At 69.5% G+C, this 26,266-nt stretch carries 24 protein-coding genes and 4 pseudogenes; 15 read left to right on the forward strand and 13 right to left on the reverse strand.

All coding sequences use genetic code 11. The features are described from left to right. Positions 1–91 precede the first annotated feature (91 nt). Both KBY19_RS06890 and KBY19_RS06895 read left to right on the forward strand, forming a co-directional pair. Positions 92–772, forward strand: a complete 681-nt coding sequence (locus KBY19_RS06890; protein WP_099886153.1) for a TetR/AcrR family transcriptional regulator — start codon at positions 92–94, stop codon at positions 770–772. 305 nt (positions 773–1,077) lie between these two features. Further along, positions 1,078–1,663, forward strand: a pseudogene (locus KBY19_RS06895) (DinB family protein). Positions 1,664–1,862: 199 nt separating this feature from the next. Here the strand turns inward: KBY19_RS06895 and KBY19_RS06900 are convergent. After that, positions 1,863–2,228 carry a darcynin family protein gene (locus tag KBY19_RS06900; RefSeq protein ID WP_185019236.1) on the reverse strand — a complete coding sequence of 122 codons (366 nt, stop codon included), beginning with the start codon at positions 2,226–2,228 and terminating at the stop codon, positions 1,863–1,865. Positions 2,229–2,374: 146 nt separating this feature from the next. Here KBY19_RS06900 and KBY19_RS06905 point away from each other — a divergent pair, with 146 nt between their 5' ends. Further along, positions 2,375–3,331 carry a LysR family transcriptional regulator gene (locus KBY19_RS06905; protein ID WP_210965387.1) on the forward strand — a complete coding sequence of 319 codons (957 nt, stop codon included), beginning with the start codon at positions 2,375–2,377 and terminating at the stop codon, positions 3,329–3,331. A 170-nt stretch (positions 3,332–3,501) separates the two neighbouring features. Here the strand turns inward: KBY19_RS06905 and KBY19_RS06910 are convergent. The 3 genes and pseudogenes from KBY19_RS06910 to KBY19_RS06920 all read right to left on the reverse strand — a co-directional run bounded on the left by KBY19_RS06910 (position 3,502) and on the right by KBY19_RS06920 (position 6,703). Further along, positions 3,502–4,988, reverse strand: a pseudogene (locus KBY19_RS06910) (carboxylesterase/lipase family protein). 130 nt (positions 4,989–5,118) lie between these two features. Then, the gene (locus KBY19_RS06915) at positions 5,119–5,655 is read right to left on the reverse strand and encodes an SRPBCC family protein (RefSeq protein ID WP_210965388.1); all 537 of its coding nucleotides are present in this window, start codon (positions 5,653–5,655) and stop codon (positions 5,119–5,121) included. A 52-nt stretch (positions 5,656–5,707) separates the two neighbouring features. Beyond that, positions 5,708–6,703, reverse strand: a complete 996-nt coding sequence (locus tag KBY19_RS06920; protein WP_210965389.1) for an MBL fold metallo-hydrolase — start codon at positions 6,701–6,703, stop codon at positions 5,708–5,710. 371 nt (positions 6,704–7,074) lie between these two features. On the opposite strand from KBY19_RS06920, the gene KBY19_RS06925 reads away from it, so the two are divergent. Beyond that, positions 7,075–9,921 carry an AAA family ATPase gene (locus KBY19_RS06925; protein WP_307843454.1) on the forward strand — a complete coding sequence of 949 codons (2,847 nt, stop codon included), beginning with the start codon at positions 7,075–7,077 and terminating at the stop codon, positions 9,919–9,921. A 159-nt stretch (positions 9,922–10,080) separates the two neighbouring features. Here the strand turns inward: KBY19_RS06925 and KBY19_RS37740 are convergent, their stop codons facing one another. Then, complete coding sequence (locus KBY19_RS37740) at positions 10,081–10,278, reverse strand: hypothetical protein (protein ID WP_368860984.1); 198 nt, start codon at positions 10,276–10,278, stop codon at positions 10,081–10,083. Then, a complete protein-coding gene (locus KBY19_RS06935; RefSeq protein WP_210965390.1) occupies positions 10,209–10,787 on the reverse strand; it encodes a LysR substrate-binding domain-containing protein in 579 nt (192 codons plus the stop codon). Before KBY19_RS06935 ends, KBY19_RS37740 begins: the two co-directional genes overlap by 70 nt. A gap of 511 nt (positions 10,788–11,298) precedes the next feature. Here KBY19_RS06935 and KBY19_RS06940 point away from each other — a divergent pair. Then, on the forward strand, positions 11,299–11,532 hold the full coding sequence (locus KBY19_RS06940; protein WP_210956867.1) for a nuclear transport factor 2 family protein: 234 nt from the start codon (positions 11,299–11,301) through the stop codon (positions 11,530–11,532). A gap of 462 nt (positions 11,533–11,994) precedes the next feature. Further along, a complete protein-coding gene (locus tag KBY19_RS06945) occupies positions 11,995–12,444 on the forward strand; it encodes a GNAT family N-acetyltransferase (protein WP_210965391.1) in 450 nt (149 codons plus the stop codon). Between the two features lie 86 nt (positions 12,445–12,530). Here KBY19_RS06945 and KBY19_RS36295 read toward each other — a convergent pair. The 3 genes and pseudogenes from KBY19_RS36295 to KBY19_RS06960 form a co-directional block, all read right to left on the reverse strand. Then, positions 12,531–12,644 (reverse strand): annotated as a pseudogene (locus tag KBY19_RS36295) (IS5/IS1182 family transposase); the annotation flags it as partial. 257 nt (positions 12,645–12,901) lie between these two features. Beyond that, on the reverse strand, positions 12,902–14,167 hold the full coding sequence (locus KBY19_RS06955) for a hypothetical protein (RefSeq protein WP_185019232.1): 1,266 nt from the start codon (positions 14,165–14,167) through the stop codon (positions 12,902–12,904). A 19-nt stretch (positions 14,168–14,186) separates the two neighbouring features. Continuing rightward, positions 14,187–14,636: a hypothetical protein gene (locus KBY19_RS06960; RefSeq protein WP_210965393.1), complete on the reverse strand. Its 450-nt coding sequence runs from the start codon at positions 14,634–14,636 to the stop codon at positions 14,187–14,189. A gap of 559 nt (positions 14,637–15,195) precedes the next feature. On the opposite strand from KBY19_RS06960, the gene KBY19_RS06965 reads away from it, so the two are divergent. Then, positions 15,196–15,528: a hypothetical protein gene (locus tag KBY19_RS06965; protein ID WP_185019230.1), complete on the forward strand. Its 333-nt coding sequence runs from the start codon at positions 15,196–15,198 to the stop codon at positions 15,526–15,528. 628 nt (positions 15,529–16,156) lie between these two features. On the opposite strand, the gene KBY19_RS06970 is transcribed toward KBY19_RS06965, so the two are convergent. Then, a complete protein-coding gene (locus KBY19_RS06970; protein ID WP_099886141.1) occupies positions 16,157–16,564 on the reverse strand; it encodes a RidA family protein in 408 nt (135 codons plus the stop codon). Between the two features lie 79 nt (positions 16,565–16,643). Here KBY19_RS06970 and KBY19_RS06975 point away from each other — a divergent pair, with 79 nt between their 5' ends. Beyond that, complete coding sequence (locus KBY19_RS06975) at positions 16,644–17,300, forward strand: TetR/AcrR family transcriptional regulator (RefSeq protein ID WP_185019228.1); 657 nt, start codon at positions 16,644–16,646, stop codon at positions 17,298–17,300. Between the two features lie 404 nt (positions 17,301–17,704). Here the strand turns inward: KBY19_RS06975 and KBY19_RS06980 are convergent, their stop codons facing one another. Continuing rightward, the gene (locus KBY19_RS06980; protein WP_099887038.1) at positions 17,705–18,142 is read right to left on the reverse strand and encodes a MerR family transcriptional regulator; all 438 of its coding nucleotides are present in this window, start codon (positions 18,140–18,142) and stop codon (positions 17,705–17,707) included. 61 nt (positions 18,143–18,203) lie between these two features. Between KBY19_RS06980 and KBY19_RS06985 the strand changes: the two genes are divergently transcribed. The 5 genes and pseudogenes from KBY19_RS06985 to KBY19_RS07005 all read left to right on the forward strand — a co-directional run. After that, the gene (locus tag KBY19_RS06985) at positions 18,204–18,974 is read left to right on the forward strand and encodes a methyltransferase domain-containing protein (protein ID WP_099886139.1); all 771 of its coding nucleotides are present in this window, start codon (positions 18,204–18,206) and stop codon (positions 18,972–18,974) included. A gap of 251 nt (positions 18,975–19,225) precedes the next feature. Further along, complete coding sequence (locus KBY19_RS06990; RefSeq protein WP_210956863.1) at positions 19,226–19,552, forward strand: PadR family transcriptional regulator; 327 nt, start codon at positions 19,226–19,228, stop codon at positions 19,550–19,552. Next, complete coding sequence (locus KBY19_RS06995; protein WP_210956862.1) at positions 19,549–19,905, forward strand: DUF1048 domain-containing protein; 357 nt, start codon at positions 19,549–19,551, stop codon at positions 19,903–19,905. Before KBY19_RS06990 ends, KBY19_RS06995 begins: the two co-directional genes overlap by 4 nt. A gap of 1 nt (position 19,906) precedes the next feature. Next, a complete protein-coding gene (locus tag KBY19_RS07000) occupies positions 19,907–20,233 on the forward strand; it encodes a DUF1048 domain-containing protein (protein WP_099886136.1) in 327 nt (108 codons plus the stop codon). 150 nt (positions 20,234–20,383) lie between these two features. Continuing rightward, positions 20,384–20,614 (forward strand): annotated as a pseudogene (locus tag KBY19_RS07005) (ABC transporter permease); the annotation flags it as partial. A 138-nt stretch (positions 20,615–20,752) separates the two neighbouring features. Here the strand turns inward: KBY19_RS07005 and KBY19_RS07010 are convergent. Next, entirely contained in the window at positions 20,753–21,640 is an 888-nt protein-coding gene (locus tag KBY19_RS07010) for a PP2C family protein-serine/threonine phosphatase (protein WP_307843455.1), read from the reverse strand. 538 nt (positions 21,641–22,178) lie between these two features. On the opposite strand from KBY19_RS07010, the gene KBY19_RS07015 reads away from it, so the two are divergent. After that, positions 22,179–22,769, forward strand: coding sequence for a hypothetical protein (locus tag KBY19_RS07015; protein WP_210965394.1), 591 nt, complete (start codon positions 22,179–22,181; stop codon positions 22,767–22,769). A 168-nt stretch (positions 22,770–22,937) separates the two neighbouring features. Here the strand turns inward: KBY19_RS07015 and KBY19_RS07020 are convergent, their stop codons facing one another. Next, positions 22,938–25,757, reverse strand: coding sequence for an AAA family ATPase (locus KBY19_RS07020; protein ID WP_307843456.1), 2,820 nt, complete (start codon positions 25,755–25,757; stop codon positions 22,938–22,940). Between the two features lie 124 nt (positions 25,758–25,881). Here KBY19_RS07020 and KBY19_RS07025 point away from each other — a divergent pair, with 124 nt between their 5' ends. Next, positions 25,882–26,229, forward strand: coding sequence for a nuclear transport factor 2 family protein (locus KBY19_RS07025; protein WP_099886134.1), 348 nt, complete (start codon positions 25,882–25,884; stop codon positions 26,227–26,229). Positions 26,230–26,266 lie beyond the last annotated feature (37 nt).

Genomic DNA, 26,266 nt, shown 5'->3' on the forward strand with positions numbered 1-26,266 from the left:
CGGCCGGGAACCGGCTGCGGGAAGCCGCAGCATCACTTCACGCTAACCCGCTAAACGGTCGACCTCTTCCGTTCGTGCTTAAGTGGGAGACATGCCCGACCGACTGTCTCGGAACCCGTCCACCTCCCCGGCCGACACCCCCGCCCGGGTGCAGCGAGCCGACGCCCGGAACAACCGCGCTCGGCTCCTCCAGGCCGCTCGCGACGCGTACGCCCTCGACGGCACCGGCGTGCCCTCCAGCGCAATCGCCCGCCGAGCCGGTGTGGGTGCCGCCACCCTCTACCGGCACTTCCCGACACGCGACTCACTGATCGCGACCGCGTTCTCCGAACAACTCGGCCAGTGCATCGCGACCGTCGACGAGGCACTCAAGGACGACGATCCGTGGCGCGGACTTCGCACCGCCCTCACCAAGGTTTGCCGGATGCAGGCGGAGGACCGCGGCTTCAGTGCCGCGTTCCTCGCCGAATTCCCCGACGCGCCCGAGGTCCGGCGTGAACGTGCCCGCGCCGAGTCGGGCCTCGCCCTGCTGGTACAGCGTGCGAAGGACACCGGACAGCTGCGCAAGGACTTCCACAGCAGCGACATCACGCTGCTGCTCCTGGCCAACAACGGCGTCCTGCAGAACTCCCCGGCGGCCTCCATGGCCGCATCCCGCCGCCTGCTCGCCTACTTCCTCCAGTCCTGTCGGCCGACGGACGACACACCGCTGCCCGAACCCGCGCCACTCCGCCTCGACGACCTGCACAGGGCACCGCGCCGAACGGGATGACTTGACTGTCGAAGGCAAATTCGGTGATCCGGACATCGCCACCCCGCTCGGCTCCAGAGCACTGCCGCACATTTTTGGCATAGGACAAACTGCTAGTTGTGGCGTGTGGAGGTGATCGCGTGCCTACCCGCGGTACGGCCAGCACCTCCACCTGGACCGCGCCTTTGTGGCCGACTCTCCTGATACCGGCGTCGAGCGACATGCTTCACGGAACAAAAGTCCGCCCCGAAGCGGCTGATAAGGGCCTGTTGCGAAAGGAGATATCGTTTCAGCCGGGCCGCCGAATACTCGATTCTCAAGCACCGATGTTGTGCGAGGGTCGGGCAGTGACTGCCTTGCGAAACGAATCCGCCCCGCAGTACGCACTCGGCCTGCTGCACTGGCAGTTCGACCTGACCTGGTCACTGTTCGAGTACCACCTGAAGAGGCTCGAACCCGATGACTTCCTGTGGGAGCCCGCCGCGAACTGCTTGAGGATGCGCCGGGCCGACGACGGGATATGGGTACCGGACTGGGCAGAGAGTGAGCCCGACCCCGTTCCTGTACCGACTGTCGGCTGGCTGAGCTGGCACATGGGTGGCGGTGGAGCGTGGCCATCGATCACGCTCACGGCAGAGCGCCTCGGGAAGGGAGCGAGGTCCTCTGGCCGGGCCCGGGCAAGCCGGCCGTCGAGTGGCTGCGGGATCTGCGTGAGGACTGGCTGGAGGCACTGGGCCGACTCACCGGTGCCGACCTGGAAGCGACCGCCCGGTTCCCACGCAGGACGACCCTCGTCACACCGTCGCGCACATGGTCGCCTGGGTGAACGCCGAACTGATGAAGAACGCCGCGGAGATCGGCCAACTCCGTCTCCAGCGGACTGCCAACCACCCACCGACGACCACGGGCTGATGGCCGGGTCCGGGGAACGCGCCGGTCACAGCCACTCGTTGAGCACTGCGTCCAGCACGGTCGCCTCGCTGTCCGGCCGTGCGGTGGTTCTTGTCGAGTGCAGCAGACGCGGCCCGGGCGGGCGCGGGGCCGCCGGTGGTGGCGGCCCACCGGCCGCGGGTGACCGGTGGGCGCGGGGAGCGCCCGCCCGGGCGGCGTATCAGGTGCTGATGGTGGCGACGGGAGCGGTTCCGTAGGTGCGGGCGTAGCCGTTCTCCGTGCCGACAAGAAGGTCGACGACCTCGAAGTAGCGGTCCCAGAAGGGGGTTTCGCGGAGGGCGTCGATGAGGAGCTGGTAGGCGTCGTGGTCGTCGGCTTCCCAGACCCAGACGTCGGTGACCCGGGTCGAATAGAACTCCGTGTCGTAGAAGCGCGACCTGACGCCGCTGGTCCTGGCCTTCACTGCGGGCATGACCTGGGTTTCGAGGGCGTTCACCCGTTCCTCGGGCGTCATGGCGAGCCACTCGGGCATGGTCTTGATGAGCATGAAGGCGGTGACCGGGGGTGCGGTGTCTTCAGTGGACATGACGGGATGCCTCCGGAATCGGCGGGTGAGGACGGCCGCGCGGATCGCGTGGCCGGTACCGGGGCGGTACGCAGACCATCCTGCGGACGATCTCGGTGTTGCCACAATGGGAACTTCAGCAACGGATCTTTGCCAGAAACGGAAAGATGCTGGTGAACAGCACACAGCCCGCCATCGACGCCAATCTCGCCCTCGCGCTGGACGCCCTGCTGACCGAGCAGAGCGTCACCCGCGCCGCCGCGCGCCTGCACACGTCCCCCGCAGCCATGAGCCGCACCCTCGCCCGCCTCCGCCGCACTCTCCAGGACCCCCTGCTGGTCCGGGCCGGGCAGACGATGGTCCCCACCCCTCGCGCCCAAGCCCTGCGGGACGAAGCGGCCACAGTGGTGCGCCGCCTCGAAGAACTGCTCACTCCCAAGGGCGGCGTCGATCCCGCCACTTTGCGCACCACCTTCACTCTCCAAGCCGCCGACCTGGCCGGCGCGGCACTGGTCCCCGGACTGCTGAGGCTGGTCCGCCAGGAGGCGCCAGGCGTTTCGCTGCGGTTCCGTTCCGAAGAGCTGGAGGGCGGACCGGCCCTGCGCGACGGCCGGATCGACCTGGAGATCGGCTCCATCGAGCACGTCGATCCCGAAACCCGGGTCGAAGAACTGGTCACTCTCCGGATGGCGGCAGCGGTCCGGCCCGGCCATCCCCTCACCGAATCCACCGTGACCCCGGCCCGGCTCGCCGCCGCCGAACATGTCGCGGTCAGCCGCCGGGGCCGGTTCATCGGCCCCTTGGACACCGCCCTGGCCGAGCAGAACCTCCGCCGGCGGGTCACCGTCGTCCTCCCCAGCCACCTGGCTGCCATGACCCTCGCCGCGCACAGCGACGTCGTCTGTCTCGTCCCCACCGACCCCTCCGGCGGCGCCGCGCCTCCGCTTACCGACGCCGCCACCGCTCTCGGGCTGCGCCTCCTCGACATCCCCCTGCCGCTGCCGCCCGTGTCCATCGGCATGGCCTGGCACCCCCGCCACGCCGCCGACGGAGCCCACCAATGGCTCCGCGACGCCGTCCGCCGGACACTTGGCGCGTCCGGGGCCGGGGCGACGGCGGACTGATGCGGTAGCGAGTCCGTCGGTCAAGGGCCTTGCGGGGCGGTCGGCGGCCGGTCGGGAGTCGGAAGGAGGTCCGGTGAGGCCCCACGGACAGGCTGCCGGGCCCCACCAGTGCCATACGTGCTCGCGCCATGATCCGAGCTGCCGCAACAGAGCCTGACTCGTCGCGGCCGTCAGTCAGCAGGCGGCACCGGTTCCGGTCGCCGTTCCGGGACGAGCTGCCAGTTCTCGGCGATGCGCATGAGGTGTCCGTTGGGGCCGGTATAGGGGCGCCAGCCCGGGTTCCCGGTCGTCGCGAAGGCGATCCAGGCCGCGTGCGTGCGGGCGGCGAGGCCGGCCGGGGACGTCCGGGAACCGAGCAGGGCATCGGGTCCGCGCAGGCCGGGCTGGTCGGTCACGTCGAAGACGAACGGCACCTCGACGGCGTGCGCCGCGCCCAGTTCACCGTCCAGAGCGGGAGACCGCCAGGCGAACTCGTAGCGGTAGGTGCGGGCGTCGGAGTGTGCGGCATGCGCGTCGGCGAGGTCGCGGCTTCCGCCCATGAACAGGGCTTCCGACATCAGGGCGGAGCGCAGTTCGCCGTCCGTGGCGTGCGGGCGGCTGCGGCGGAAGGCTTCGACGTATTCGGCGGGGTCCGGGCGGAACAGGGCTGCCGTGGCCTCCACGTCGGCCGCCGTCGACGTGGAGAGCGCGCCGAACGGAGCCAGATACAGGTGTGCCTCCTCCGCATTCGTCCCGATCAGCAGGTCGATGTCCGCGCCCCGGTCGTCGGCGACGGAGTCGGCGGGCTGGCGGCCGAGCACACGCTGAACGGGCTCAGCCCGATGAGTGGATCGCTGTCGGTCGCTGTCCGCAGGTCGATCCCCGTCAAGTCGGGCACGATGTCGACGAGACGTCGGTCGCTGATCCGCGTGAACGCCTCGACGTGCGGGGCGATGCCCAACGCCTCGGCGGCTGCGGCCGTCACGCGTGCGGCTTGTTCGGTGGTGAAGGCGCCACGTCCGCTGCCGCTCTGGACGATCGCCCGTCTCACGAGGCCCGTCGAGGCGGGGTGGGCCAGGGCGGCGCCGGTGAGGGTGGCACCGGCCGACTGGCCGAACAAGGTGACGTTCCCGGGGTCCCCGCCGAAGGCCGCGATGTTCTCCCGAACCCAGCGCAGGGCCGCGAGGACATCGAGCAGCCCCCGGTTGCGCGGCGCTCCGGGCAGGTCGAGGAAGCCGGGGATGCCGAGCCGGTAGTTCACCGTCACCAGGACGACTCCGTCACGGGCGAAACGGCTCCCGTCGTACAGGGGCGATCGGGTGGAACCGGCGACGAATCCGCCGCCGTGCACGAACACCATGACCGGAGCAGCACACCGAAGGGTGCGGGGTGCCCAGATGTTGACGGTGAGGTAGTCGGCCCCTGGCACCCAGCCGGGCCCGAAATAGGCTGCCATGTCCAGCGCGCCCAGACGGCGCGGCCCCTGTGGCGCGGTCGGTCCCCCTTCCGTGGCGTCCCTGATCCCCTCCCATGGATCGTGCGGTCGCGGGGCGGCGAACCGGCCCCTGCCGATCGGCGGGGCGGCGTAGGGGATACCGAGGAACACGGTGTGGTCGTCGCCATGTCTGCCGCGGACCGCGCCGTGCGCGGTCCGTACGACGAGGTCGCGGTCGATCAACGGTCTGTCCTTGCTGTCGGTCGACGGGCAGGCGGCGTGCACATCGGCGGCTCCGCCGCATCGACGGGTGGTTGAAGGTGGGGTGCCTGCCGACGGCCCCAGGGGGCCGTCGGGCGGGTGAGGGTGCGGTTCAGGCCGCGGGGTTGTCGGCGATCCAGCCGGCCAGCGCCACCAGGGTGTCTTCCATGCTTGCGGCGGTCTGGTCCCGCAGGGCGTCGAGTTCTGCGTAGGTGGTGCCGAGAACGGGGTCGGCCTCAAGCAGCTGCCATGTGTGGGCCGGCCGGGTCCCCGGCCCGTAAGGGGTGAAGGTCCAGCGCCAGCGCACGATGGGCACGGGCACCGAACCGAGGACGGTATAGGTGAACTCGGCCCCGCGTTCGGCCTTCTGCACCTGCGAACGGCTGTCCCACTCCGTGCCCTCGCGCCGGTTACGGCCTGTGAACCAGGCTCCGGCCCACGGGCCGGAGCCGTCCTCGCGCTGGGCGCGGATCGCGTTGGGGCTCCACAGAGCGATGTTCGAGACGGTGCTCAGCAGGTCGTACGCCCGCTTCGAAGCGGTCGCGACCCAGGCTGGCCGGGTGATGCTGTAGCCGGACACGTCGAGGGACTTTGCCGGGCTCCCGGGGCTCTCGGGGCTCTCAGGTTTCTCGGGCAACGTGGTGGACATGTGGGCTCCTGTACCTTTCTCCTCCTTTGAGGCTGCGCGGTCGGATCAGGGGTCAGGTGAGGGAGAACGGCGCCCAGTCGGTCAGCTGGAAACCGGACCCCTTACGGCGCAGCTCGAAGGCGCCGTGGCCGGGAAGGTGGGCCGGGAGCACGAGAGTGCTGTTGTCGGCGGCATACGCGAACATGCGCGCACGGCTGGCGCGGGCGCCGTCCTCATCCTCTTCGAAGCAGCTGTTGATGTGCGGCTCGTGCACCTGGATCGCACCGTGCAGCAGGTCACCGGCGAAGATCGCGCGGTCCCCCGCGGACTCCAGGTGGACGATCGATGCGCCCGGCGTGTGGCCGGGCGTCAGCTCCAGACGGAGATTGTCGTCGATGGTGTACGACTCGTCCCAGGTCTTCACCAGACCGGCCGCGATGATCGGGTCGATGCTGTCCTCGTAGACGTTCTGGTTTCCCCGTCCGAACACGGTGTTGTGGAGGTTCTCGGGTTTCCAGTACTCGAAGTCGCGATGCGGCATCAGGTAGGTGGCGTTGGGGAAAGTGGGGACCCAGTCACGGCCTTCGAGCCGGGTGTTCCAGCCGACGTGATCGTCGTGCAGGTGGGTGTTGACGACGATGTCGACGTCTTCGGGGCGTATACCGACAGCGGCGAGGTTCGCCAGGTAGTCGGTGCTCAGGTAGGACCAGATCGGCTGGAGGGGACGGTACTTGCCATTGCCCGCGCCAGTGTCGATCAAGATGATCTTGCCCTCGCTGCGCAGCACCCAGGACTGGGTGGCAGCACGGGTGAGGTCGGTCTCCGGGTCCCAGTGGTGGGGCGCCAGCAGCTCCGCGTGGCGCTGCCATTCCTCCGGCTTGCTGTCGGGGAAGAAGACATCGGTCGTCATCGGAGTGGTGTCGGAATACTCGATGACGCGGTGGATCTGCACGTCACCGAGTTCGACGGTGCTGACCGTCGGCGTCCCGGCTCCAGGTTCGGACCCGGCTTGGTCGGACTCGACTGGGTGGGACTCGGATCGGGCTTCGGGGGAGGTGAGCGCGGACATGGTTCTCCTTTGTTCTCCATCGGGAAGTGCGGGCGCTTTCCAGCCTGCGAGCGGGGGTGCTGCGGCGGTATCGGACACCTGACTGCATTTGTCGGGCAGGAGTGGGAGGACGGGGCCCCTACGGGGACGCCGAGCGGGCAGTTCCCGAGCCGCGCCGTGCACCGGGCGCGGGCGGGTCGCCGGGTGCGGGCGGAAGTGGCCGTCTTCGCGCCATGGCCGCACGCGCTGATCGGCTGCCGGCGCCATCCGTCAGGTGACCGCACCTGGCCGGCGTCCCAGGATGTACCGCATATGCCCTGGTAGCGTCGGTGGCCGGGAGGTGGTGACTGGAGGTGTCCGGTGCCGAAGGTCCCGCCACGTCTGGAGAACTGGTGGACGAGCACGCAGCGACTACCGCAGTCGACCGGGACAGCCACACCGTGGTCAGGGAAGAAGAGCTGCACAGGCTTCTCGCGGCGGTGGGCCCGCCGCGCCCGAGGACGCGGCGGAAGGACGCGCTGCTGACCGTGGTGGGCATGCCCGGGGCGGGGAAGACCACGTTGGCGGAGGCCGTCGCGGACCGCTTCGCCGCGGACGGCGGGCGGCTGCTGAGGGCGGACTGCAGCCCGTCCGAGACCGACCTGGCCTTCTCCTGCCTGCACCAGTTGCTGCGGCCGATCCGCAAGGACATCGATGCCCTGCCCCCGCGGCAGCGCGAGGCCCTGCACACCGCTTTCGGCCTCACGGAGCGGGGCGAGGCGCCGGATCCGATGCTCATCGGGATCGCGGTGCTGACCATGCTGTCGGACCGGGCCGCCGAACAGCCGCTGCTGTTGGTCGTGGACGATGCCCAGTGGGCCGACAGCGCTTCTGTGGACGCCCTTTCCTTCGCCGCCCGGCGCCTGGCCGACGAACCGGTGACGCTCCTGGTCGCCAAGCGGGACAGCGCGCTGCGCGGCCTGGTAGCTCGGGAGCCGGCCGTCACCCTGGAGCCGTTGGGCCCTGGCGCGGCGGAGCGGCTGCTGGACCTCCAGCCACAGGTGCCGACCGCGCTCACCCGGCTACGCGTTCTCGGCCAGGCCGAGGGCAACCCCCTCGCTCTGGTGGAGCTGGCCCGGGCCGCCGCGTACAGCGACGACGCCACCCGCGCGGCCGACGGCCCGCTGCCGGTCACCGACCGGCTGGAGCGGCTCTACGCCGGCCGACTGGCCGCCCTGCCCGAGGGGACCCGCCGCGCGGTGGTGCGCCTGGCCGCCGTGGACACCGAGGACCCCTCGCACGCGGTGCTGTCCTGGCTGCCCGACATCACCGACCCGGTGTGGAAGCCCGCCGAGGAGGCCGGGCTCGTCCGGCGCGGCGCAGGACGGCTGCGCCACGGCCACCCGCTGTCCCGCCTCGCGGTCTATCACGCGGCCCCAGCGGAGGAGCGGCGGGCGACACACCTCGAACTGGCCGAGCTGTTCCGGGGTCAGGACCCGGACCGGCACGCCTGGCACCTCGCCGCCGCCACCGACGGCGTGAGCGCGCGGGTGTCGGCCGCGCTGGAGGACAGCGCGGACCGGGCCCGGCACCGCAGCGGCTTCGCGGCAGCCGCGCACATGCTGGAAAGGGCCGCGGATCTGCACCCCGACCGGGGCCAGAGCACCCGGCTCCTGGGCGCCGCGACCAGGACGGCGGTCCTGACCGGCCGGCTCGACCTGGTCGAACGGCTGGCCGCCCGCACCCGCGCCGGCACCGACGACCCGACGGCGGCGGCGTACGCGGCGCTCCAGGTCGGTCGGCTCATGGCGCTGACCACCTCGCACAGCGCCGCCTTCGGTCAGCTGATGCGTTCTGCCGCCGCGCTCGCGGACCGGGCTCCCGGGCCAGCGCTGGAGGCCCTGGCCGCCGCCGCTGTGGTCCGCTTCTACTCCGGTGATGTGACCCAACTGCACGAGATCAAACGCCTGCTGACCCGCACCTCGGCGCACCCCGGCCACGTGTACGGCGAGCGGGAGAAGCTCCTGGCGGGCTGGGTCGGGAGCGTCGCGCGTCCTGAAGCCGCCGAGCCGCATCTCGCCCTGCGGCTGCCCGCCCTGGCAGCGCGGGCGCGGGAGGAGCCGGAGACGCTGACCCTGCTCGCCGTCGCGGCCTGGCTGCTGGACGAGACGGAGCTGGCCGCCCGTACCTTCGACGACGCCTTCGCCTCGTGGACGTCCCACGGGCCGTTGCCGGACGGTCTCGGCGGGGTCGCTGCCCTCGCCTACCTGGAACAGGGCCGGTGGGCCCGCGCTCAGACCGCGTGCACCGAACTTGCGGCCGTCGCGTCCTGTGCCGGCCTGGACCATGCCGCGGCCTGTGCCGCCGCGACCGAAGCGCTGCTGCGCGCCCTGCGCGGTGACCTGGCCGGGGCCCGCTCCCGCGCTCGGTACGCCCTGTCGCTCGTCGATCCCCGGGAGAGCCGTTCCGTCCTCGCACTCGCCCATCGCGCGCTGGGTACCGCCGCCACCGCGGAGGGCGACCATGAGACCGCGTACCGCCACTATCGGGCGGTCTTCGACGACCAGGGCCATCCCGCCCACTACCACCTCTCCTACCCGGTGCTGCCCGAGCTGGCGGCTGCCGCGGCGCGTGAGGGCCGCCAGGAGGAGGCCGCCCGCATCGTGGACGGAGTGGAGGAATCCTTGGCGGACGCGGGCGTGCTCGCACCGCGCAGGACCGCACTGGTCCGGCTGAGCCGGGCGGTGCTCGCCCCCGCCGACGAGGCCGAGCGGCACTTCACCGCGGCGCTGGAGACTCCGGTGCTCGGCCGCCGGCCCTTCGAGCGCGCCCAGGCACTGCTGGCGTACGGGGAGTGGCTGCGCCGCCGGCGCAGGATCGCCGATGCTCGTCCTCCGCTGAACGAGGCCGAGGCCGTCTTCCGTCGGCTGGCCGCGCAGCCCTGGGTGGCGCGGGCGCAGTCCGAACTCAGGGCCGCCGGAACCCGAAGCGGAACGTCGGCACCGGACGCCTTGGCCGCTCTCACCCCGCAGCAACAGCAGATCGTGCGGCTCGCGGCGCTCGGCCTGACCAACCGTGAGGTGGCCGAGAAGCTCTATCTGTCGCCGCGCACGGTCAGCTCGCACCTGTACCGGGCGTTCCCCAAGCTGGGCATCACCTCACGGGCGCAGCTCCGCGATGTGGTCGAGGGCACCGTGTCGGGCGCCGACGCCGAGACTGGCCGGCAGCGTCCACCACTGTCCGCTCCTGAGAGCTCGTAACACGAGCTTGTTGAGATGTCCTGGTCAGGCGTGACCGGTCGGGTGATTCTTCCGTTCGGTGTGGGTGTGAGTGCTCGACCGCAGATCGCGGAGCAACGCGAAGCGATGACGCCGTCACCGCAGCTGACTCCACTCGGGAGAGGCAATGCCGGGAAAGGCTCAACGCAGGTCAAGCGCCTGTTGTCTGAGGGCTGCTACAGCCGCGTCGGTTTCCGCCGAGCGCTGTTCGTTGGTCACGGCGATGGTCGCACGTCCCTGCCGGTGGCGGTCCTCGACCCGGACGATTCTCACGCCGGCTGGAGCGGAGGAGACCGCCATACCCGGCAGCAGACAGACCCCCAGGCCGGCAGCCACCATTCCCAGGCGGGTGGACCATTCGCGCGCCCGATGGGCGACAGTTGGCCGAACAAGGGTGGGCCAGGCCCGTAGTACGGGGTGTCACCGGCAGCGGTCTCGACGATCCAACTGTCGTGGCGCAGTTCATCGGCCCGCAGCAGGGGCCGGGTGGCCAAGGGGTGGTGCCGGGGCAGCGCCACACGTAGATCGTCTTCCAGAAGCGTTTCCTGGCGCAGCCCGTCGAGGTCGTGCTCTTGCGGCCCGGCGCACACACCCACGACGGCGAGGTCCAGACGGTTGGAACGCAGCTGCCGCAAAAGGCCGGGGGGTGAATCCTCCACGAAGCCGACGGTCACCTGGGGGTGTTCGTCCGTCAACTGAGCGAGGGCACGCGGAGCCAGGGCTGTAGCCGCGGCCGGGATCGCGCCGATCGCCACCCAGCCGGTGATGTGTTGACGCAGTGCGCCGGCCTCACGGATGGCGGCGTCGAGGCCCGACAGCACGTCGGCCGCGTGCCGCGCGAAAGCCACGCCGGCCGCCGTAGGTTTCACCCCTCGTGCCCTTCTCTCGAAAAGGGCCGCGCCCACGGCGGATTCGACCATCTTCACCTGCCGGGATACAGCCGACTGCGTGTAGCCGAGAGAGCTGCCGCCTCGCTGAAGGAGCCCGTCGCAGCGACTTCGCGCACTACCCGCAATCCCACGACAGTCATATCAGCCATGCCCTTCACCCTACAGCCGAGGTATTCCCAGAACACATACCTGGGGTGCTGAATCATCATTTGTGCGCGCACCTGTGGTAATGCACGCTGGGGCGCACGCACTGGCCACCAACCACGAGAAACCGGAGATGCGTGATGGACGACGTACAGAAGAAGGCAATCGTCGAACATTTCCTGAGCCTCTATGCCGAAGGGCGGTGGGGAGCGGCCGACAACACGGAGCCGCTGGAGGAACTCCTGGACTGCCTCACCGACGACGTCGAATGGTGGATGAGCGGGGCTCCGGGAGACGTCACGTCACCAAGGACCAGTTCCGTGCCATGCTCAAGCCGCTCGATTCGATCGCGGACGGCCCGCTGGTCATCACACCCACCGCATGGACCATTCAAGACCATAGAGTGGCCGTGGAAGCGTTCTCGACAATGAAACTGAAGAACACGCGAGACCACCGCAACCATTATCACTTCCTCTTCGAGATAAGGGGCGGAAAGATCAGCAAATACCACGAGCACCACGACACCGCGCACGTGAACAGCACAATGTGGGCGGGCTGACGCCGCGTTGCCCGGAGTGAGAGGCGGTGCATGAGCTCATGCCCGTTTTCGCTCTCTGGGAAGCGGTAAGCGGACTGGCCCCGGGGTCGCCCGGGGGTGTGGCCACAACTGGTGGACAAGCCTTGCTCGTTCTCGGCCAAGTGGCCGCAGCCCGCCCGCAGCGGATGGTCGCCAGGGGTGACCACCGCCATGATCTCGCTGGTAGGCCGGGGGTCCGGCAGCCTCGGCGCGGGCGGTTGCGGGGGCGGGCAACTCCAGCCGGTCCGGGACCTGCGCTCGTTCTGCTGTCGACGGATCCGTTGGGAGATACGCGACGCCATCCACGAACCCTGCCTCGCCCTTGGGCGCACGCCGACCTGCAGGCAGCGCGCCTGAAGTCAGCGCACTCGGACGCGTACCGGAAGTCGATCAGAGCCGGACAGGTAATAGGCTCTGAAGGTATTCGCTCCTATACTGCGACGGATGGAGTCCATGGCGATCAGGCGCGCAGTCGCATCCGATGCAGAGCACCTCACCACACTGATCCACGATTCCAGCGCCTACCGGGGAGGGTACGCATCGATCATCTCCGGTTACCGAGTCACCGCCGACTACATTGCCCGGCACCGGGTTTTCGTGGCCGTCGATGCGGTCGGGCGACTGTTGGGCTTGTACGCCCTGGTGGTGGAGCCACCGGAGTTGGACCTGGCCTTCGTGGCGGACAGCGCGCAGGGAACGGGCATCGGCCGACTCCTCATCGAGCACATGATCGACCAGGCCAGACAGGTCGGCCTGACTGACGTCCGTGTGGTCTCCCACCCCCCGGCCGAGGAGTTCTACCGGCGTCTGGGCGCCGAGCGGGTGGGGACGATCGCCCCATCGCCTCCGAAGGTCGCATGGGAACGCCCGGAACTGCGGTTCACCACCGTCTGACGAGGCGCTGCCGCCCAGAGACCACGGCCACTCGTTGATGGCCGCTACGAGGACGGTCGCTTCGCAGCGGACAGCGGGCTTGTCGACCTCGTGGCCACGGCACGGTGCCCCTTGGGGTGATTGGTGCCGCACTCGACCGTATACCTTGCCTTGTAGTCCCCGGGGTCGAACTGCGGCGGACGGTCGGCGCGCGAGCCGCGGTTCTCGCCGTCGCGGGCCTGGTCGGCCTTGTCCGGAATGGTGCAGCGGATGCCATGTCGGCGCAGGCAAGTACGGTTCTTGTTGGTCGCCGGCCCGCCGCGCGAGCGTCCGAGCCCGTGGTCGTCCGGCTCGGCGGCGACGCCGCCAGGACGAGCTGCTGCGAGCACGTGCCGAGTGGTTCCGAGCTGCGGCATATCCGTACGGCCGGTGAGCCCGACCGCCCGAGCGGGTTCGCTGCGGGCGCCGGTTCCGCTCCTCAGCTTCCGCTGTCTTCTCCGACTGCCGAGCCGCCGCCCAGGCTGCTGGACTTGCCGGGTTGTCCTCGCTCGGGGGGCTGGAGCTTCGGCTCGCCGGTCTCACGGGAGCTGATCCGGTCACTGAAGGTCAGACGGCCTCCGCCGTGGTCGACTACGACCGTGTCGCCGTCTCGCACGGTTTTCTCCACCAGGTCGGCGAGTTCTTCCTCGCTCGCGTCGGGGTGGTCCTGGGCGATGCGTCTGCCGATTTCGTTGTTGTAGAGGTCCATGGCTTCGCGCTCGGGTTGGTTACCGGGCCGGGCCTCGTGGGTGGTGGCGTACTTTTCGGTCCACTGGGCGCCGTACTTCTTCGTCATCAGCGCGTTCCAGTAGGTGTGGCGGAAAGCGTCGTTGTGGTTGTCGTTCCGGTCCGGATTGCCGTTTCGTATTTCGGGCGCGAACCGGTCGTCGGCGGTGTCGAATGCTTTGCCCTTTACCTCTTTGAAGTCCTTCAACCCGCTGAGTCCCAGACCGTCGAGCATGTCCGCCTCCTGCTCCGTGACACTCTCGTTCATCTCCAGGACCAGGGCACCTGCGTGCAGGATCCAGTTGCGGGGATACTCGACCAAGCCGCCCGAGTCGGGGTCGACCTGATAGTCGCGGAGGATCCGATCCAGGTCCTGCCGGGTTCCCGGGGGCGTGTACTCGACCTTCTCGGGGTTGAACCCGTGTGCTCCGGCCGCGCGGCTATCGGGTGGCTCAACGGCGGCGATGAGGGTCTTCTTGATCGCGGCGTCCGTGTCGTTGACAGCCTCGACGGCCGCGTCGATACGGGACTGCCATTTCGCGACCTCTTCGTCGAGGGCCTCGGCGTAGGTGTTGTCGTGCCCTCTGGCCAGGCGTTCGCCCTCGTTGAGTTCGGTGGTGTCGAGCGTGACCCGGCCGTCGCCGTCCACACTCATCCTGTCCTCCTCAGCGGCCTTTACCCGCCGGCCGAGGGTCCGCTTCCTGTCTGCCAGGTCGTCGTACGCCTTGGTCAGCAAGGTGGCGATGTTCTGGGCCTGGTGCTTGGCATCGCCGAACTGGCCCGAGGAGACACGCGCCACCTCGTCGTAGCCCACTCTCGCGAGGCCCTCCCAGGAGCTTCTGGAGACCTGGCCGCGCACGCGGGCGTCGTAGTCGGTGTGCAGCTCACCGAAGCGTTTGCCCATGCGCCGGAAGGCCGCTGCGGCATCCTCCAGTTCGGTCGCGTCGGCGGACATGATGTCGCGGAAGGTGAGCGTCATCGCCCCGACCCTTCTGCCCCTACCGGGCCGGGCGCAGGCCGGTGGGTTCGTTGCCGGGAAGAGTGGGCTGGTAGAGGTCCCTGCCGGTCAAGATGGAGTGGTGCACGAGACCGTCCCTCGACTGCAAGAGCACCCGCACTCCGCGCAGTGCGTCCCGCTCGCCCTGGAGGCGCTGTTCGAGGTTGCGGACCTGCTTGCCCCACTGCCGCAACACGTGCTCGACGCCCTGCCAGGCCTCCCAGGTATGCATCGTGCCGCCAGGCTGAGCGCGCTCGCTGCCCAGCATCCCCGGCTGGGAGCCTTCGGACGGCTGCCCGGCCATGCGGCCCGCGCTGCGCAGTTGCGGCAGCAGTTCCTCGTCGACATACTTCGCCGAAGCCTTCTTCGCCGCAGGGTCCGAGGCCAGCCGATCGGCACCACCCGGGCCGGTGCCCCCGCCGCCCTCCGCAGCTGCGGAGTCGAGCCGCATCCGCGAATCGTGCCCCTCGTGCGCCCGCGTAACCAGCGCACCCCACTCCGCCGTGAACGAGTCCAACGTGCCCTCAGCTCTCTCGCCATTCGTGACGTTCCGTGACGTGGGCATGGTATCCCCGCACCGGTCGAGCACCGCACGCTGAACCTGCTGCCCCAGTAGCATCGATCAGCATCAATGCGCCTCCGAACCCCTGACACGAAGAAACCCGAAGAGGCCCTGAGAATCGGACGCGAGAGCCGGAAACCTGTCACGGTCGCACACGTGCCAGCGCGCCGGGCGAACACGCAGAGCCCGGCCGTTGACGAGGAGCGTCGATGGCTACGCTGAGCGCAAGCGTGCAAGGTGCAAGACGGGAGCCTGCCAACACCAACCGTCTGTCGCATCGCCGACGAGGTGAGCCCTCAGGGAACCGACTCCGGGCATGAGACAGGTGCGCACCGTGCATCCGGGCGCGGGAAGCACTCGGCGGGGAGGAACACCGGCAATGACCAAGGCCGCAGCAACCCGAGCAGGACGAACAGCGCAACGGTGGAAGAGGCTGACAGTGGCCCTCGTGCTGTGGTCCATCCCGGTGTTGCTGCTCGTGACCTCGGTCGTCGTGGTGCTGGTGCCGTTCCACGCGAACGAGGATCCCGCCGATCCGACTGCGACAGTGCGGGAGGAGTGTGGATCCCTCCTCTCCCCCCGCACACTCAAGACCGCCTCAGGAGACTCCTATCTCACGCCCGTGTGCGAACACGCCCGCCTTGCCCGGTGGAGCGGAGCCAGGCAATTGATGGCATGGGGAGCCGGCACCGCCGTACTGGGCGGCGCCATACACGTGCGACGACGGCTGCGCCGCCGGAGCGGACCGGCCGCGCACCCGCAGCAGATCCGCAGCAGCTGAAACACCGAGGTGCACGTCAGGGGCTCCCCTATCCGAGCAGGCCTGTCTCGCAGGAGGGGCTTCTCGGAAGCGGGCGTGAAAGGACAGGGAGCTGACGACGCCGGTGCCAGGCGCGTCTCTCCGCCGTCGGTGGGCCACGCGCATGCGGTGATGGCCCCGAGGCCTTGCGGTACCACGTCGAGTCCTGCGGTACGGCATCGACGACAGGGGTCTCGACGTGCGCCTGAAGTGCGGAGAGACCGAGATCAAGGTCCGAGCCATCACCCGGACGGCGGCGTGCTGGTGAGCGCGCGTGCTGGTGGAGTCGGCGTTGGTGTTCCAGTCGATGCTGCCTTCGGCGTCGGCGGCGGACCGGACGTGCCGCAGGAGCTTCTCCCAGTTCCGTCGGCCGACCGCAGGAAGTGCCGCGTGTGGACGGTCTTCCATTGGGCCGAAGCGTTCGGGCAGTGCCCGCAACTGCGCCCCGACGGTGGACGGTCCCGTTGTTCACCTGCTGGTGATCGCGCCACCGGCCGCACCGGTCGTTGCTCACCGGTAAAGGCGCCTCCGGCACTGCCCACTCACCGTCCGTCAGGCCCCCCGACTCAGCATGGTCGGCCCCGGAGTCGCCCTGCTCGCGGTGCTACGGCTATGCGATGACCGCAGTGGCTTCGACCTCGACCAGCAGGTCCGGTTCCCCCAGCGCCGCGACGCCCAGCAGGGTGATCGGCTTGACCGGGTCGATGCCCAGTTTCGCTGCCGCCCGGCTCACGCCCTGACCCAGCAGCGGCATCTTCTCGGAGCTCCAGTCGACGACGTAGACGGTCAGCTTCGCCACGTCATCGAAGGAGCCGCCGATCGCGGCCAGAGCGGTGCTGATGTTGAGATAGCACTGCTCGACCTGCGCGGCGAAGTCCCCTTGGCCCACAGGCCGGCCGTCGGCGTCGCGGGCGACCTGTCCCGCGAGGAACACCAGCTTCGAACCGGTGGCTACCGACAGCTGCCGGTAGACCTCGGGCTTCGGCAATCCCTCGGGATTGAGCAGCGTCACAGACATGAGCGACCTCTTCCTCGTGGCATATGGAGCGGCAAGATCTGCACCATCAAAACATAGCGATGCTATGTATTGTGGTGTCATGGCGAGGACGAAAGACCCAGCGGTCCGCTCCCTGCTGCTCGACCGGGCCGCACAGATGCTGCGGACGAGGCAACCGGTCACACTGCGCACCCTGGTCGCCGGAACCGGCGTATCGACGATGGCCGTCTACACCTACTTCGGCGGCATGGACGGCCTCTGGAAGGCACTGCGACAAGAAGGCTTCACACGCCTGGCCACCCGACTCGCAGCCGTCAAGATGTCCGCAGACCCGGTACGAGACCTCGCCGCCCTGGGCGCCGCCTATCTGGCCAACGCACTGGAGAATCCCGACCTCTACCGCGTCATGTTCGACGCGGGCTTCGACCTCGAAGACGGCGACGCCGCGGACGAGACCCTGCACCGTCTCGTCCGATCCGTCGAGCGGGCCCGGGCGAGCGGGCGCTTCCGTGATGAGGTCGACCCGCTGGAACTGGCGACACAGAGCTGGACCATTGGCCACGGACTCGCCTCACTCGTCGCCACAGGCCCCCTGCCGCACCAGACACTTGCTCACGGTGCGCCCATGCTGACCGCACTGTTCACCAGTGCAGGAGACGAACCCGCCCGATGCCGCCAGTCGGTCGAGCAGGGCTGGGGCCAGCCACCCGGTGCGGTGGCGGATCGCCGCGCGGTTGTGCGAGGCGATCCGGCCTGAGGTGTAGGGCGTCGACAAGGTGTCGTTTCCCAAGTGCGGCACCGCTTCGGCCGGAGTGTGGTCCGGCAGTACGGCGGGGTCTAGGGCAGGCGGCCGTCCTCCCGGCCGCCCTACCGAAACCGTACTGGCGGCGACGAATGGCACGACGGAGTACCAGCCAGAGGCAGGAACACGGCCGCAGCCACCGGGCCCGGAGCAGCTCGCCCTGACGCTGCACCGCACCCTGACCGGGCGAACGAGCACCACGACCCACTGCTCTCCCAGCACCCGGTCGAAGCCGCAAGCGCCGACCAGCCACACCTCCAGCACGCCGCCATGCCCCGAGCACCTGTCGGGCCCTGGGTGTGCCGTCTCCTGAGGTCGGCGCCACAGCGATGATCACTGGCTCGCCGGCCGACCGGTGCTCAATCGGTCCGCGCAGCAGGCGGGTTCCCGTCTTGCGCCCGCCCGCGCGCCGGCACTCGGGGGCCGGCCCGCTCGGCGATGAGCCGCTGGTAGTTCGGGCACTGGGTGATGTCCTCGTGTGCGCAGCTCAGCCCGCCCTCGATGAGCTCCAATGAGACCTGGGCTGCCGCGATTCTCGATCGGAGCTTCTCGGCCTCGGGATGCAGGATCTTGTGCCGGGTGGTGCGGTCGACGGTGGCGGACAGGCTCCTGATGGTGTCCAGGCCGAGGCCGGCCTCCTTGGATATGAGGATTATCGCCACGCGGGTGAGGTCGTCCGCACCGTAGCGGCGGCGCCCGCCCGCGTCCCGGTCGGGGTGCAGCAGGCCCATCGACTCCCAATGCCGCAGGACATGAGTGGCCAGGCCGAAGCGTGCCGCAAGAGCACCGATGCTCATGCCGGCGGCGCCGTGGTCTTCGCTTGACTTCACGCCGACATTAAGTCGCAGCCTGGCGTCCATGTCCAGAAACCAGGAAGCGGTGGAAGAGCACCGCGACACCCAGTCCCTGCTGGCCCTCCTCGACGCGGCGGACCAGCTGCCCAGCGCCACCCGGCTGCGGGCCCGCTCCTACGAACTGCTGTCTCTCGTCCCGGGCTCGACTGTCGTGGACATCGGCTGCGGCGCCGGGCGCGCCGTCGCCGAGCTGGCCGAACGCGGCATCCACGCGGTGGGCGTGGACCCCGACCCGGTGATGCTGACCGCAGCCCGGGAACGGTGGGCGGCGACCGAGTTCCGGGAGGCGGGAGCGGAGAATCTGCCGTTCGCCGACGGAAGCGTGCGCGGCTACCGCGCCGACAAGGTGTTCCATGTGCTTCGGGAACCAGGGCGCGCGATGGCCGAGGCCCGGCGCGTCCTTGCCCCGGGCGGCAGGGCAGTCCTGGTCGGGCAGGACTGGGACGCCATCATGATCGATTCGGACGACGCGGCGCTCACCCGCACGATCGTGCATGCCCGCGCCGACCTCCTGGGCACGCCCCGCGCCGGCCGCCAGTACCGCAACCTTCTCCTGGACGGCGGCTTCGACGACGTCACCGTCGAGGTGCACACCAGCGTGTTCACCGACCCCGCGATGCTGTCACTGCTCACCAGGCTCGCCGAGCCGGCCTGCACGAGCGGCGCCGTCGACCGTGCTCAGGCCGACGAGTGGCTCATCGAGCAGCGTCGGCGCGCCGATGCCGGCCGCTTGTTCATCGCCATTCCGTTCTTCGTGGCCGCCGCCTCCGCCTAGTCACACCTGCGTTGCCCAACGCTCGGCCGACGCCGCGATGCTCGACAACGGCACCGGCTTCCGCTGCGTCAGCTCTCTGGCCTCGGAACGGCGCGTGCGAGGGCGGTCGCGGTGGTCCCCTGTCTTGGTTTCACGGTTGGCCCGGTCTGGCCCGTGTTCGCCGGTCGCTGACGGCCTCCACTACTCGGTGATACCGTATAGTGGTACTCGGTGCTACGAAGTACTGCTTGGGGGGCCGAGGAGGACTAGCGATGGACGACCTGACGGAGATGCTGAAGGGCACGCTCGAAGGGTGCGTGCTCGAAATCATCGGCGGCGAGGAAACCTACGGGTACGCCATCACCCGTCAGTTGCACGAGCTTGGCTTCGACGACGTCACCGAGGGGACGGTGTACACGATCTTGCTGAGGCTGGAGAGGAACAAACTCGTCCAGGTGACGAAACGACCATCAGGAGTGGGTCCGCCGCGCAAGTTCTACGCGCTCAACGACGCCGGACGCGAGGAGCTCGCGAAGTTCTGGGCGAAATGGCAGTACGTCTCATCACGCATCAACAAGCTCAAGGAGGGCGGGAGATGAACTTCTGGGAGAAGATCACAGGCAGCGATCTCACCCGGGAATGGAAGGTATTCGAAGCCCGGGCCGAGGCCCTGCCGGCCGACTACCGGGCGGCGTGGGGACAGATCATCGCCCACCTTTTCCCCTATGGGGACTTCACCGGCCGCAACCTGTTGCCGATCCTCGACGCCGCCTTGGGGCTTCTCGAAGTAGCAGCGGCCGACGGGCAGAGCGTCCATGAGGTACTCGGCGACGACATCCCAGGCTTCTGCGCCGCGCTGGCCGGTGGTGAAGGGGCTCGCACCTATCGCGACCGGTGGCGCGAGCAGCTGAACAGGAATGTCGCAAAGAAGCTGAGCCGGCTGGGAGGCTGACGTGAGCATCCAGGACATCGTCGAGGGCAAGAAGCAGTGGCGGGCGCACCTGGCCCGGGTCAAGGCGCTCCCGCCGGACTACCAGATCGTCTACAAGGAGATGCAGAAGTACCTGTTCAAGGTCGGACCGGTCGACCTGCCTGACGGGTCCCTGCTCCCCGGGATCGTCGACTTCTTCGAGGAAGGCGCCGCCGCGGGCAAGGGGGTTCTGGAACTCATCGGCACGGACGTCGCCGCGTTCTGCGACGACCTGGTCGCGGACTCACGCACCTATGCGGACGTCTACCAGGAGTCCATCAGTCGGGAATCCGGAACGGCCGAGAAGTAACCCACCCGTCGCCTCATACCAGCGCGCACAACCCTCACACGCGGTTCGTCCGCCTCGGCGCAGCGCCGGCAGTCACGGGCCGGTCGGCCGCCGGAAGCCGCCGCAGATCCTGTCCACCGAGTGGTCGAACGGCGGATAAGACCTCGCTCGGTCCTCCTCCCCCTCGTCTCCGGCGCGTTCATCCCGGCCGACACCATGCCGGGCTGGTTCCAGCTGATCACCGAGTACCAGCCTTTCACCCCCGCCATCGAAACCCTCCGCGGACTCCTCCTCAGCACCGAGATCGGCGACAACGGCTGGATCGCGATCGCCTGGTGGGTCGGCCTGGTCGCGCTCGGCTATCGCTGGTCGACGGCGCAGTTCAACCGCGACCCGAAGTAGACGCGGACCACCCCGGGCCTGCCCAGGCGTCTCCGTGAATACGTCCTGTTGCTCGATACGCGGGAGGTCGATCTCGATCTGCATGAGCGGCACGGCCGGTTGCCGGACCAGGAAGCGCCGGTGCACGGCGTTGTCGTGCTACGGGATGTGCGATGGCGTGGGGGTGCGCTGGAGGGCGACGACGGCGGCATCGTCGCCCAGACTGCCACCGCTGTGGGCGAGCAGATCGTCCTTCAGCCGCCGTACCAGGGTCTCGGCGTCGTCTCCCGTCCACGCGGTGAGCCGCTCGGCCAGCGGATAGAAGACTCCTGCCGCGTTCCGCGCCTCGATGACACCGTCCGTGTACAGCAGGAGCACGTCGTCATCCTCCAAGGGAAAGGTGTCGGCCCGGTAGTCCGATGCGGCGAACGCGCCCAGCCCCAGCGGGGTCTCGGGCTGCTCGGCCCGGAGGAGTGTGACACTCCGGCCGCGCACCAGCAACGGCGGCGGGTGACCGCAGTTGACCACGCGCACCACGGCCTGGTCGTCGGGGATCTCCACGATGGCGGCGGTGATGAAGTCCTCCTCGCTGCCCTGGTCGGTCTCGGTGAGCTCGACCAGGTCCCGGCTGACGCTCTGCTCCAGATACAGGGAGAGCGCGGAGAGATCGGCGTGCTGGTGTGCCGCTTCCCGGAAGGCGCCCAGCAGCAGAGCCGCGTCACTGACCGAGCTCAGCCCCTTCCCCCGCACATCACCGACGATCACACGCGTCTGTCCCTCCGTGCGGGCGGCGGCAAACAGGTCACCGCCGACCTGCGCTTCGGCTTCGGCGGCCAGATAGACCGAAGCAACACGCAGCGGCCCCAGACGCGGGGGCAGCGGACGCAGCAACACCCGCTGCACGGCCTCGGAGACCGAACGCACCTGGGTCATCTCCCGCTGCTGCCGCTCACGCAAGGCGACGAACACCGCAATCACCGCAGTGACGACCAGCAGAGCGAGAATCTGCATCTGATGGTTGAGGGTCAGCCACCCACGCCGTGTCACACCGATCGTGAGCTGCGCTGCCGTGGCAACAGCTCCCACCGATGCCACGAGCCAGGGCCCGCCGATGGCGGCCGTGACAGCCGGCGCCGCCACCAGCAAGGGCCCGAGGTGCACGTCAGGCGGGGCCAGGATATCCACCACCGTGACAACGGCGATCAGCCCGAGCGGAAGCGCCAGCAACACACGGCGCGGCTGCCACGACCGCCCCGCAACCCGAACACGCTCTCCAGAAGGCACCGTCCCTGTATAACCCGCAGCCGCTCCAGTTCCCTGCCCCCACACCGGCGATGCAGCAGGCGCTGGGCGGCGAGTCGGACGGTGTCTTCCGGTCTATACCAGGTCGCCAGGCATGCGCGAATCCTATCCAGTGCCGGGCAGAGGGAAAGCCCGGCAGAACCTGTGCGACGGAGAGACAGAGCAGTTCCGCGTCCGTCAGATTTCAGGTCGTCCGATCCGGCGACAGACACTCGGACCGACCAGCTGAAGATCACGTGGGGTGAGAGTCAATGTGGTCATATGAGCTGGATATCGTTCCGCCATGACAGACGAGGACCCGATCGCCGACCACGTCGCCGCCTGCCCCGTCACACCCCTCCTTGTGCAGCAGATCGTCGGCCTGGCGGAACTGCCGTGGGACGACCGGGCGGTCTTTGAGGCAGCAGTGGGACGTCTGGGCTGGCGGGAAAGCGACGACTTGCCCTTGGAGGACACTCTCATCACCGCCGAAGGCCATCTCGCCTATCTCGGGGATTACCTGTCCCTGTCGTTTGCCCACTTCTACTGGGTTGGTGGCGAGGAATGGGCTGAGGACTTCTGGGGTACTTTGCCTGGCTGGTCGAGCCACGAGAACGCCGGGCGGGAGGTGTTCGACGCGCAGATCGACGACGCCATCACCAGTTTCACTCAACGCCTCGGCCCCCCAGAACGCGATCTCAGAACCGAAGGCGGCACCCTGGCCATGGGATCCGGCGACTGGCGGCACGCCGCTTGGCGCTGCGGGCGCAACCTTCTCGTCATCGGCCCGCGCCACGAAGGGCTCTCCTACTTCCAGTTCGAGGAAGCCGTGGTCCACATAGCACCTGTCGGGACGACCGCGGCACTGCCCGCCCTCCACGACTTCGTCTCCTGACCACCCGGCGCCACCACAACGCCGGCCTGCCGGCCACGCCAAGGCGCGGTTCGCGCGACCCACTCCCAGACGAATCGGGGAGGTCGGTCTGAGCTCGCCGTGCCGCCTTTCACAAGCCACCGCCCCCAAGCCGAAAGCCACATGTTCAGCAGCTTCCGTGAGGGCCTCTCAATGGTGCTTCGTCAGGTTGGACGGACTCGCCTGGTGGTGGGCACGTTCTTGGTACGAGGCTGAGGAAGGTGGAACGGCTCCGGGGTGCGGACGGTGCTCGACGGTGTCCAGGAGGTCGAGGGCGGCGAGTTCGGCCCGGGCGGTGACACCGAGTTTGGGGAAAGCTTTGTAAAGGTGGTATCCGACGGTGCGGGGACTGAGGAAGAGCTGTGCGGCGATGTCACGGTTGGACAATCCGCGTGCGGCCAGCCGGATGATCTTCCCCTCTTGCGGGGTGAGTACGGCCAGTGCTCCGTCTGCGGCCGCGGGCTGCGGGGCGACTTCGCCGGTCGCGTCGAGTTCGGCGCGAGCCCGCTGCGCCCAGGGGGTGGCGCCCAGTCTCCGGAACGTCTCGTGGGCTTCGCGGAGCTGGCCTCTGGCATCGCACTTGCGGCGCATACGGCGCAGCCATTCGCCGTAGAGCAGCGCGGTGCGGGCGCGTTCGAACTGTCTGTCGTCGGGGTGCAGCCGCAGGGCCGCCCGGTACAGCTCCTCGGCGTCGGCTTCCGGTGCGAGCAGGGCTCGGCAGCGTTGCACGTGCGCCTCGACCCACGGCTGCTCGGTCTGGCGTGCCCAGTCGTTGAGCCGGGCGAGCGGCTCGCGGGCGTCAGCCGGTCGGCCGAGCCGCACCGCTGCCTCGATCAGGTCGGGGATGCTCCGCAGGCCGGGAAGCTGATGTCGTACCGGTCCGGCGTGCAGGGCTGCCAGCCGGTTGAGGGCGGCCTCCCAGCGGGAGTGGCCCAGGTCGAGCAGGGCCAGCGCCCAGTGTGCCCAGGGCGTACCGGGTGCGGTGACGCCGGGTTCCGGTGCGGTGAGTGCTTCGTCCGCGAAGGCGTGGCAGTCCTGCGCGTCCCCTCTCACCGCGGCCAGGTAGGCCAGTATGCCGCTGGTCTCGGCGATCCACTGCCGGTGCCGGAGCTCGCGGGCGAGCTGCAGCGCCTGGGTCGCCTCGTCCCAGGCGTCGGAGTGGCGGCTGAGGAAGGTCGACGCTCTGGCGAGACACGCCAGCACCGGCGGCGTCGGACCGAGCTGCCCCAGGGTGCGGCAGCGGGCAAGGAGTTCCCCGGCGACCCGGTGTGCCTCGGTGTCGTGGCCGGCGGCCTGGAGGCTGGTGGCACCGACCAGGATGGTGTCGTGCGGTCCGCCGAATCCGCTCCGTTGGGCGGCGGCGATGCGTCGGGTGAGGGTTTGCGGTCGGCGGTCACCTTGTCCGATCGCGGAGCGCACGACCCAGGTCAGCAGGCGGGCGACGTGGGTGAGCGGGTCCTCGGGCGGCAACGGCAGGGCGTCCAGCTGGTCTGCGGTCTCCGCGATCTCGCGTTCGCCGAGGTACCAGGCGGCGTGCACCGCGTCGAGCATCATGTGGGCGGCCAGCGACGGGTCGTCGTCCCGGGTGAGCGCGGCAGCCTCGGCCAGCAGCCGGCAGGCCGTGCGGAGCGAACCCTGGTGGAACGCGGCGGCGGCGCGGACCCGGTTGGCCCGGACGGTCAGGGCCAGGTCGTCGGCGTGCGCGGCGCCGCGACCGGCGAGTTCCGCCATGCGCTCGACATCGCCTTCCTCGGCGGCCGCTTCGGCGGCCAGCACGAGTCTGCGGGCGTGGTCGGGGCCGGGCGAGGTCAGCTGTGCGGCCCGCTCGTAGGCGGCTGCCGCCGCGGCGTATCCGCTTCGCGCGGCGGCGCGCTGTGCGGTGCTCTCCAGTTCCGCGGCCACCTGCGCGTCGGGGCCCGTGGCCACCACGGCGCGGTGCCAGGCGCGCCGGTCGGCGTCCTCCGGCTGGTCGAGGACCTCGGCGAGGGCGGTGTGCACCGCAAGACGCAGGCTGAACGGGGCCGCCTGGTAGACGGCCGACCGGACGAGGGGGTGGCGGAAGCGCACGGTGCGGTTGTCCACCCGCAGCAGGTCGGCCTCCTCGGCGGGCACCAGGTCCGTCGGTCGGCAGCCGAGGTCGGCGGCCGCGCGCAGGACGACATCGCGGTCGCCGGTGTCCTCGGCGGCCGCGACGAGCAGCAGGTGCCGGCTCGGCTCGGGCAGCCGCCGCACCTGGTCGAGGAAGGCCGCCTGGACCGTGCCGGTCATGGGCAGAGCCTGACCGGCGAGGACCGTCGGGTCGGCAGCCAGGGCGGCCGGCAGTTCGAGGAGAGCGAGTGGGTTGCCCTGGGCTTCTGCCAGCACCCGGTACCGGTCGACGGGCGACAGTGCGGCGGCGTGCTCGTCGAGGAGTTCGGCGGCGGCGGGGGCATCCAGCCCGGTCAGCGGTAGCTGAGCGAGTCCGGGCGCGGCGAAACCGGTCCGGGCGGAGACGATCAGCGCGATGCCTTCGGCGTCGAGCCGCCGCGCGGCGAACAGCAAGGCCTCGACCGATGCCCGGTCCAGCCATTGGGCGTCGTCGACGAGGCACAGGAGGGGGCCCTGGTCGGCGAACTCGGCGAGGAGGGAGAGGAGGGCGATGCCGACGAGCATACGGTCGCCCGGTTCGGCTGATGCGAGTCCGAACGCCCCCCGCAGGGCTCGTGCCTGCGGTGCGGGCAGCACATCGATGCGGTCGAGAGCGGGCCGCAGCAGCAAGTGCAGACCGGCGAACGGCAGGTGCGCTTCGGACTCGATTCCGGTACTGCGCATGACTCGCAGCCCCTCGGCCGCCGACGCCGCGTATTCCAGCAGTGCGGTCTTGCCCACGCCGGGCTCTCCGGTGATCGTCAAGCACCCGCTGCGACCGGTCCGGCAGTCCGCCAGCAATCGGTCGATGACCGATATCTCTTCACCCCGTCCGTGCAACACCCGACGATCGTACTTAAGTCGGCCACAAACTCCCTGGTCGACTACCGGCAGGTGACGGATTCGGCATCCCCGTCCGCCGCCGTAGCGTGCTGACCACAGCGCACGACGGCCGAGGAGACCGATCATGTCCGACATCCAGGAGCTGGCCAGGCGGTACCTGGCGAGCTGGAACGAGCGCGCCCCGGCCAGGCGGCGGGCGCTCATCGAGGAGCTGTGGACCGACGATGCCCGCTATGTCGACCCGATCGTGGCAGCCGAGGGCCGCGACGCCATCGACGCGGCTGTGGCCACGGCCCAGCAGCAGTTTCCCGGCCTGGTGTACCGAGCGGCAGGGCACGTCGACGGCAACCACCATGCGGCGCGTCTCGCCTGGGAGCTGGGGCCGCTCGACGGCCCACCGGTGATCATCGGGCTGGCCGTCCTGGTCGCCGAGCAGTCTCGACTGTGCCGGGTCTACGGCTTCCTCGACTGACGGTTCCACGGCTCGGCCGGCCGAGTCGCGGCGAACA

Source organism: Streptomyces sp. B15, assembly GCF_018070605.1.
In the GTDB taxonomy this organism is placed as follows: domain Bacteria; phylum Actinomycetota; class Actinomycetes; order Streptomycetales; family Streptomycetaceae; genus Streptomyces; species Streptomyces smyrnaeus.

What these genes read in the sequence shown, in the direction of transcription:
- KBY19_RS06995 (WP_210956862.1), top strand. Translation starts at nt 19,549, where the DNA reads ATGAACTTCTGGGAGAAGATCACAGGCAGCGATCTCACCCGGGAATGG.
- KBY19_RS06890 (WP_099886153.1), top strand. Translation starts at nt 92, where the DNA reads ATGCCCGACCGACTGTCTCGGAACCCGTCCACCTCCCCGGCCGACACC.
- KBY19_RS06955 (WP_185019232.1), bottom strand. Translation starts at nt 14,167, where the DNA reads ATGACGCTCACCTTCCGCGACATCATGTCCGCCGACGCGACCGAACTG.
- KBY19_RS06975 (WP_185019228.1), top strand. Translation starts at nt 16,644, where the DNA reads ATGGCGAGGACGAAAGACCCAGCGGTCCGCTCCCTGCTGCTCGACCGG.
- KBY19_RS06900 (WP_185019236.1), bottom strand. Translation starts at nt 2,228, where the DNA reads ATGTCCACTGAAGACACCGCACCCCCGGTCACCGCCTTCATGCTCATC.
- KBY19_RS07015 (WP_210965394.1), top strand. Translation starts at nt 22,179, where the DNA reads ATGACAGACGAGGACCCGATCGCCGACCACGTCGCCGCCTGCCCCGTC.
- KBY19_RS06905 (WP_210965387.1), top strand. Translation starts at nt 2,375, where the DNA reads ATGCTGGTGAACAGCACACAGCCCGCCATCGACGCCAATCTCGCCCTC.
- KBY19_RS37740 (WP_368860984.1), bottom strand. Translation starts at nt 10,278, where the DNA reads ATGGTGGCTGCCGGCCTGGGGGTCTGTCTGCTGCCGGGTATGGCGGTC.
- KBY19_RS06915 (WP_210965388.1), bottom strand. Translation starts at nt 5,655, where the DNA reads ATGTCCACCACGTTGCCCGAGAAACCTGAGAGCCCCGAGAGCCCCGGG.
- KBY19_RS07025 (WP_099886134.1), top strand. Translation starts at nt 25,882, where the DNA reads ATGTCCGACATCCAGGAGCTGGCCAGGCGGTACCTGGCGAGCTGGAAC.
- KBY19_RS06960 (WP_210965393.1), bottom strand. Translation starts at nt 14,636, where the DNA reads ATGCGGCTCGACTCCGCAGCTGCGGAGGGCGGCGGGGGCACCGGCCCG.
- KBY19_RS06990 (WP_210956863.1), top strand. Translation starts at nt 19,226, where the DNA reads ATGGACGACCTGACGGAGATGCTGAAGGGCACGCTCGAAGGGTGCGTG.
- KBY19_RS06970 (WP_099886141.1), bottom strand. Translation starts at nt 16,564, where the DNA reads ATGTCTGTGACGCTGCTCAATCCCGAGGGATTGCCGAAGCCCGAGGTC.
- KBY19_RS06920 (WP_210965389.1), bottom strand. Translation starts at nt 6,703, where the DNA reads ATGTCCGCGCTCACCTCCCCCGAAGCCCGATCCGAGTCCCACCCAGTC.
- KBY19_RS06945 (WP_210965391.1), top strand. Translation starts at nt 11,995, where the DNA reads ATGGAGTCCATGGCGATCAGGCGCGCAGTCGCATCCGATGCAGAGCAC.
- KBY19_RS06940 (WP_210956867.1), top strand. Translation starts at nt 11,299, where the DNA reads ATGCTCAAGCCGCTCGATTCGATCGCGGACGGCCCGCTGGTCATCACA.
- KBY19_RS06980 (WP_099887038.1), bottom strand. Translation starts at nt 18,142, where the DNA reads ATGAGCATCGGTGCTCTTGCGGCACGCTTCGGCCTGGCCACTCATGTC.
- KBY19_RS06985 (WP_099886139.1), top strand. Translation starts at nt 18,204, where the DNA reads ATGTCCAGAAACCAGGAAGCGGTGGAAGAGCACCGCGACACCCAGTCC.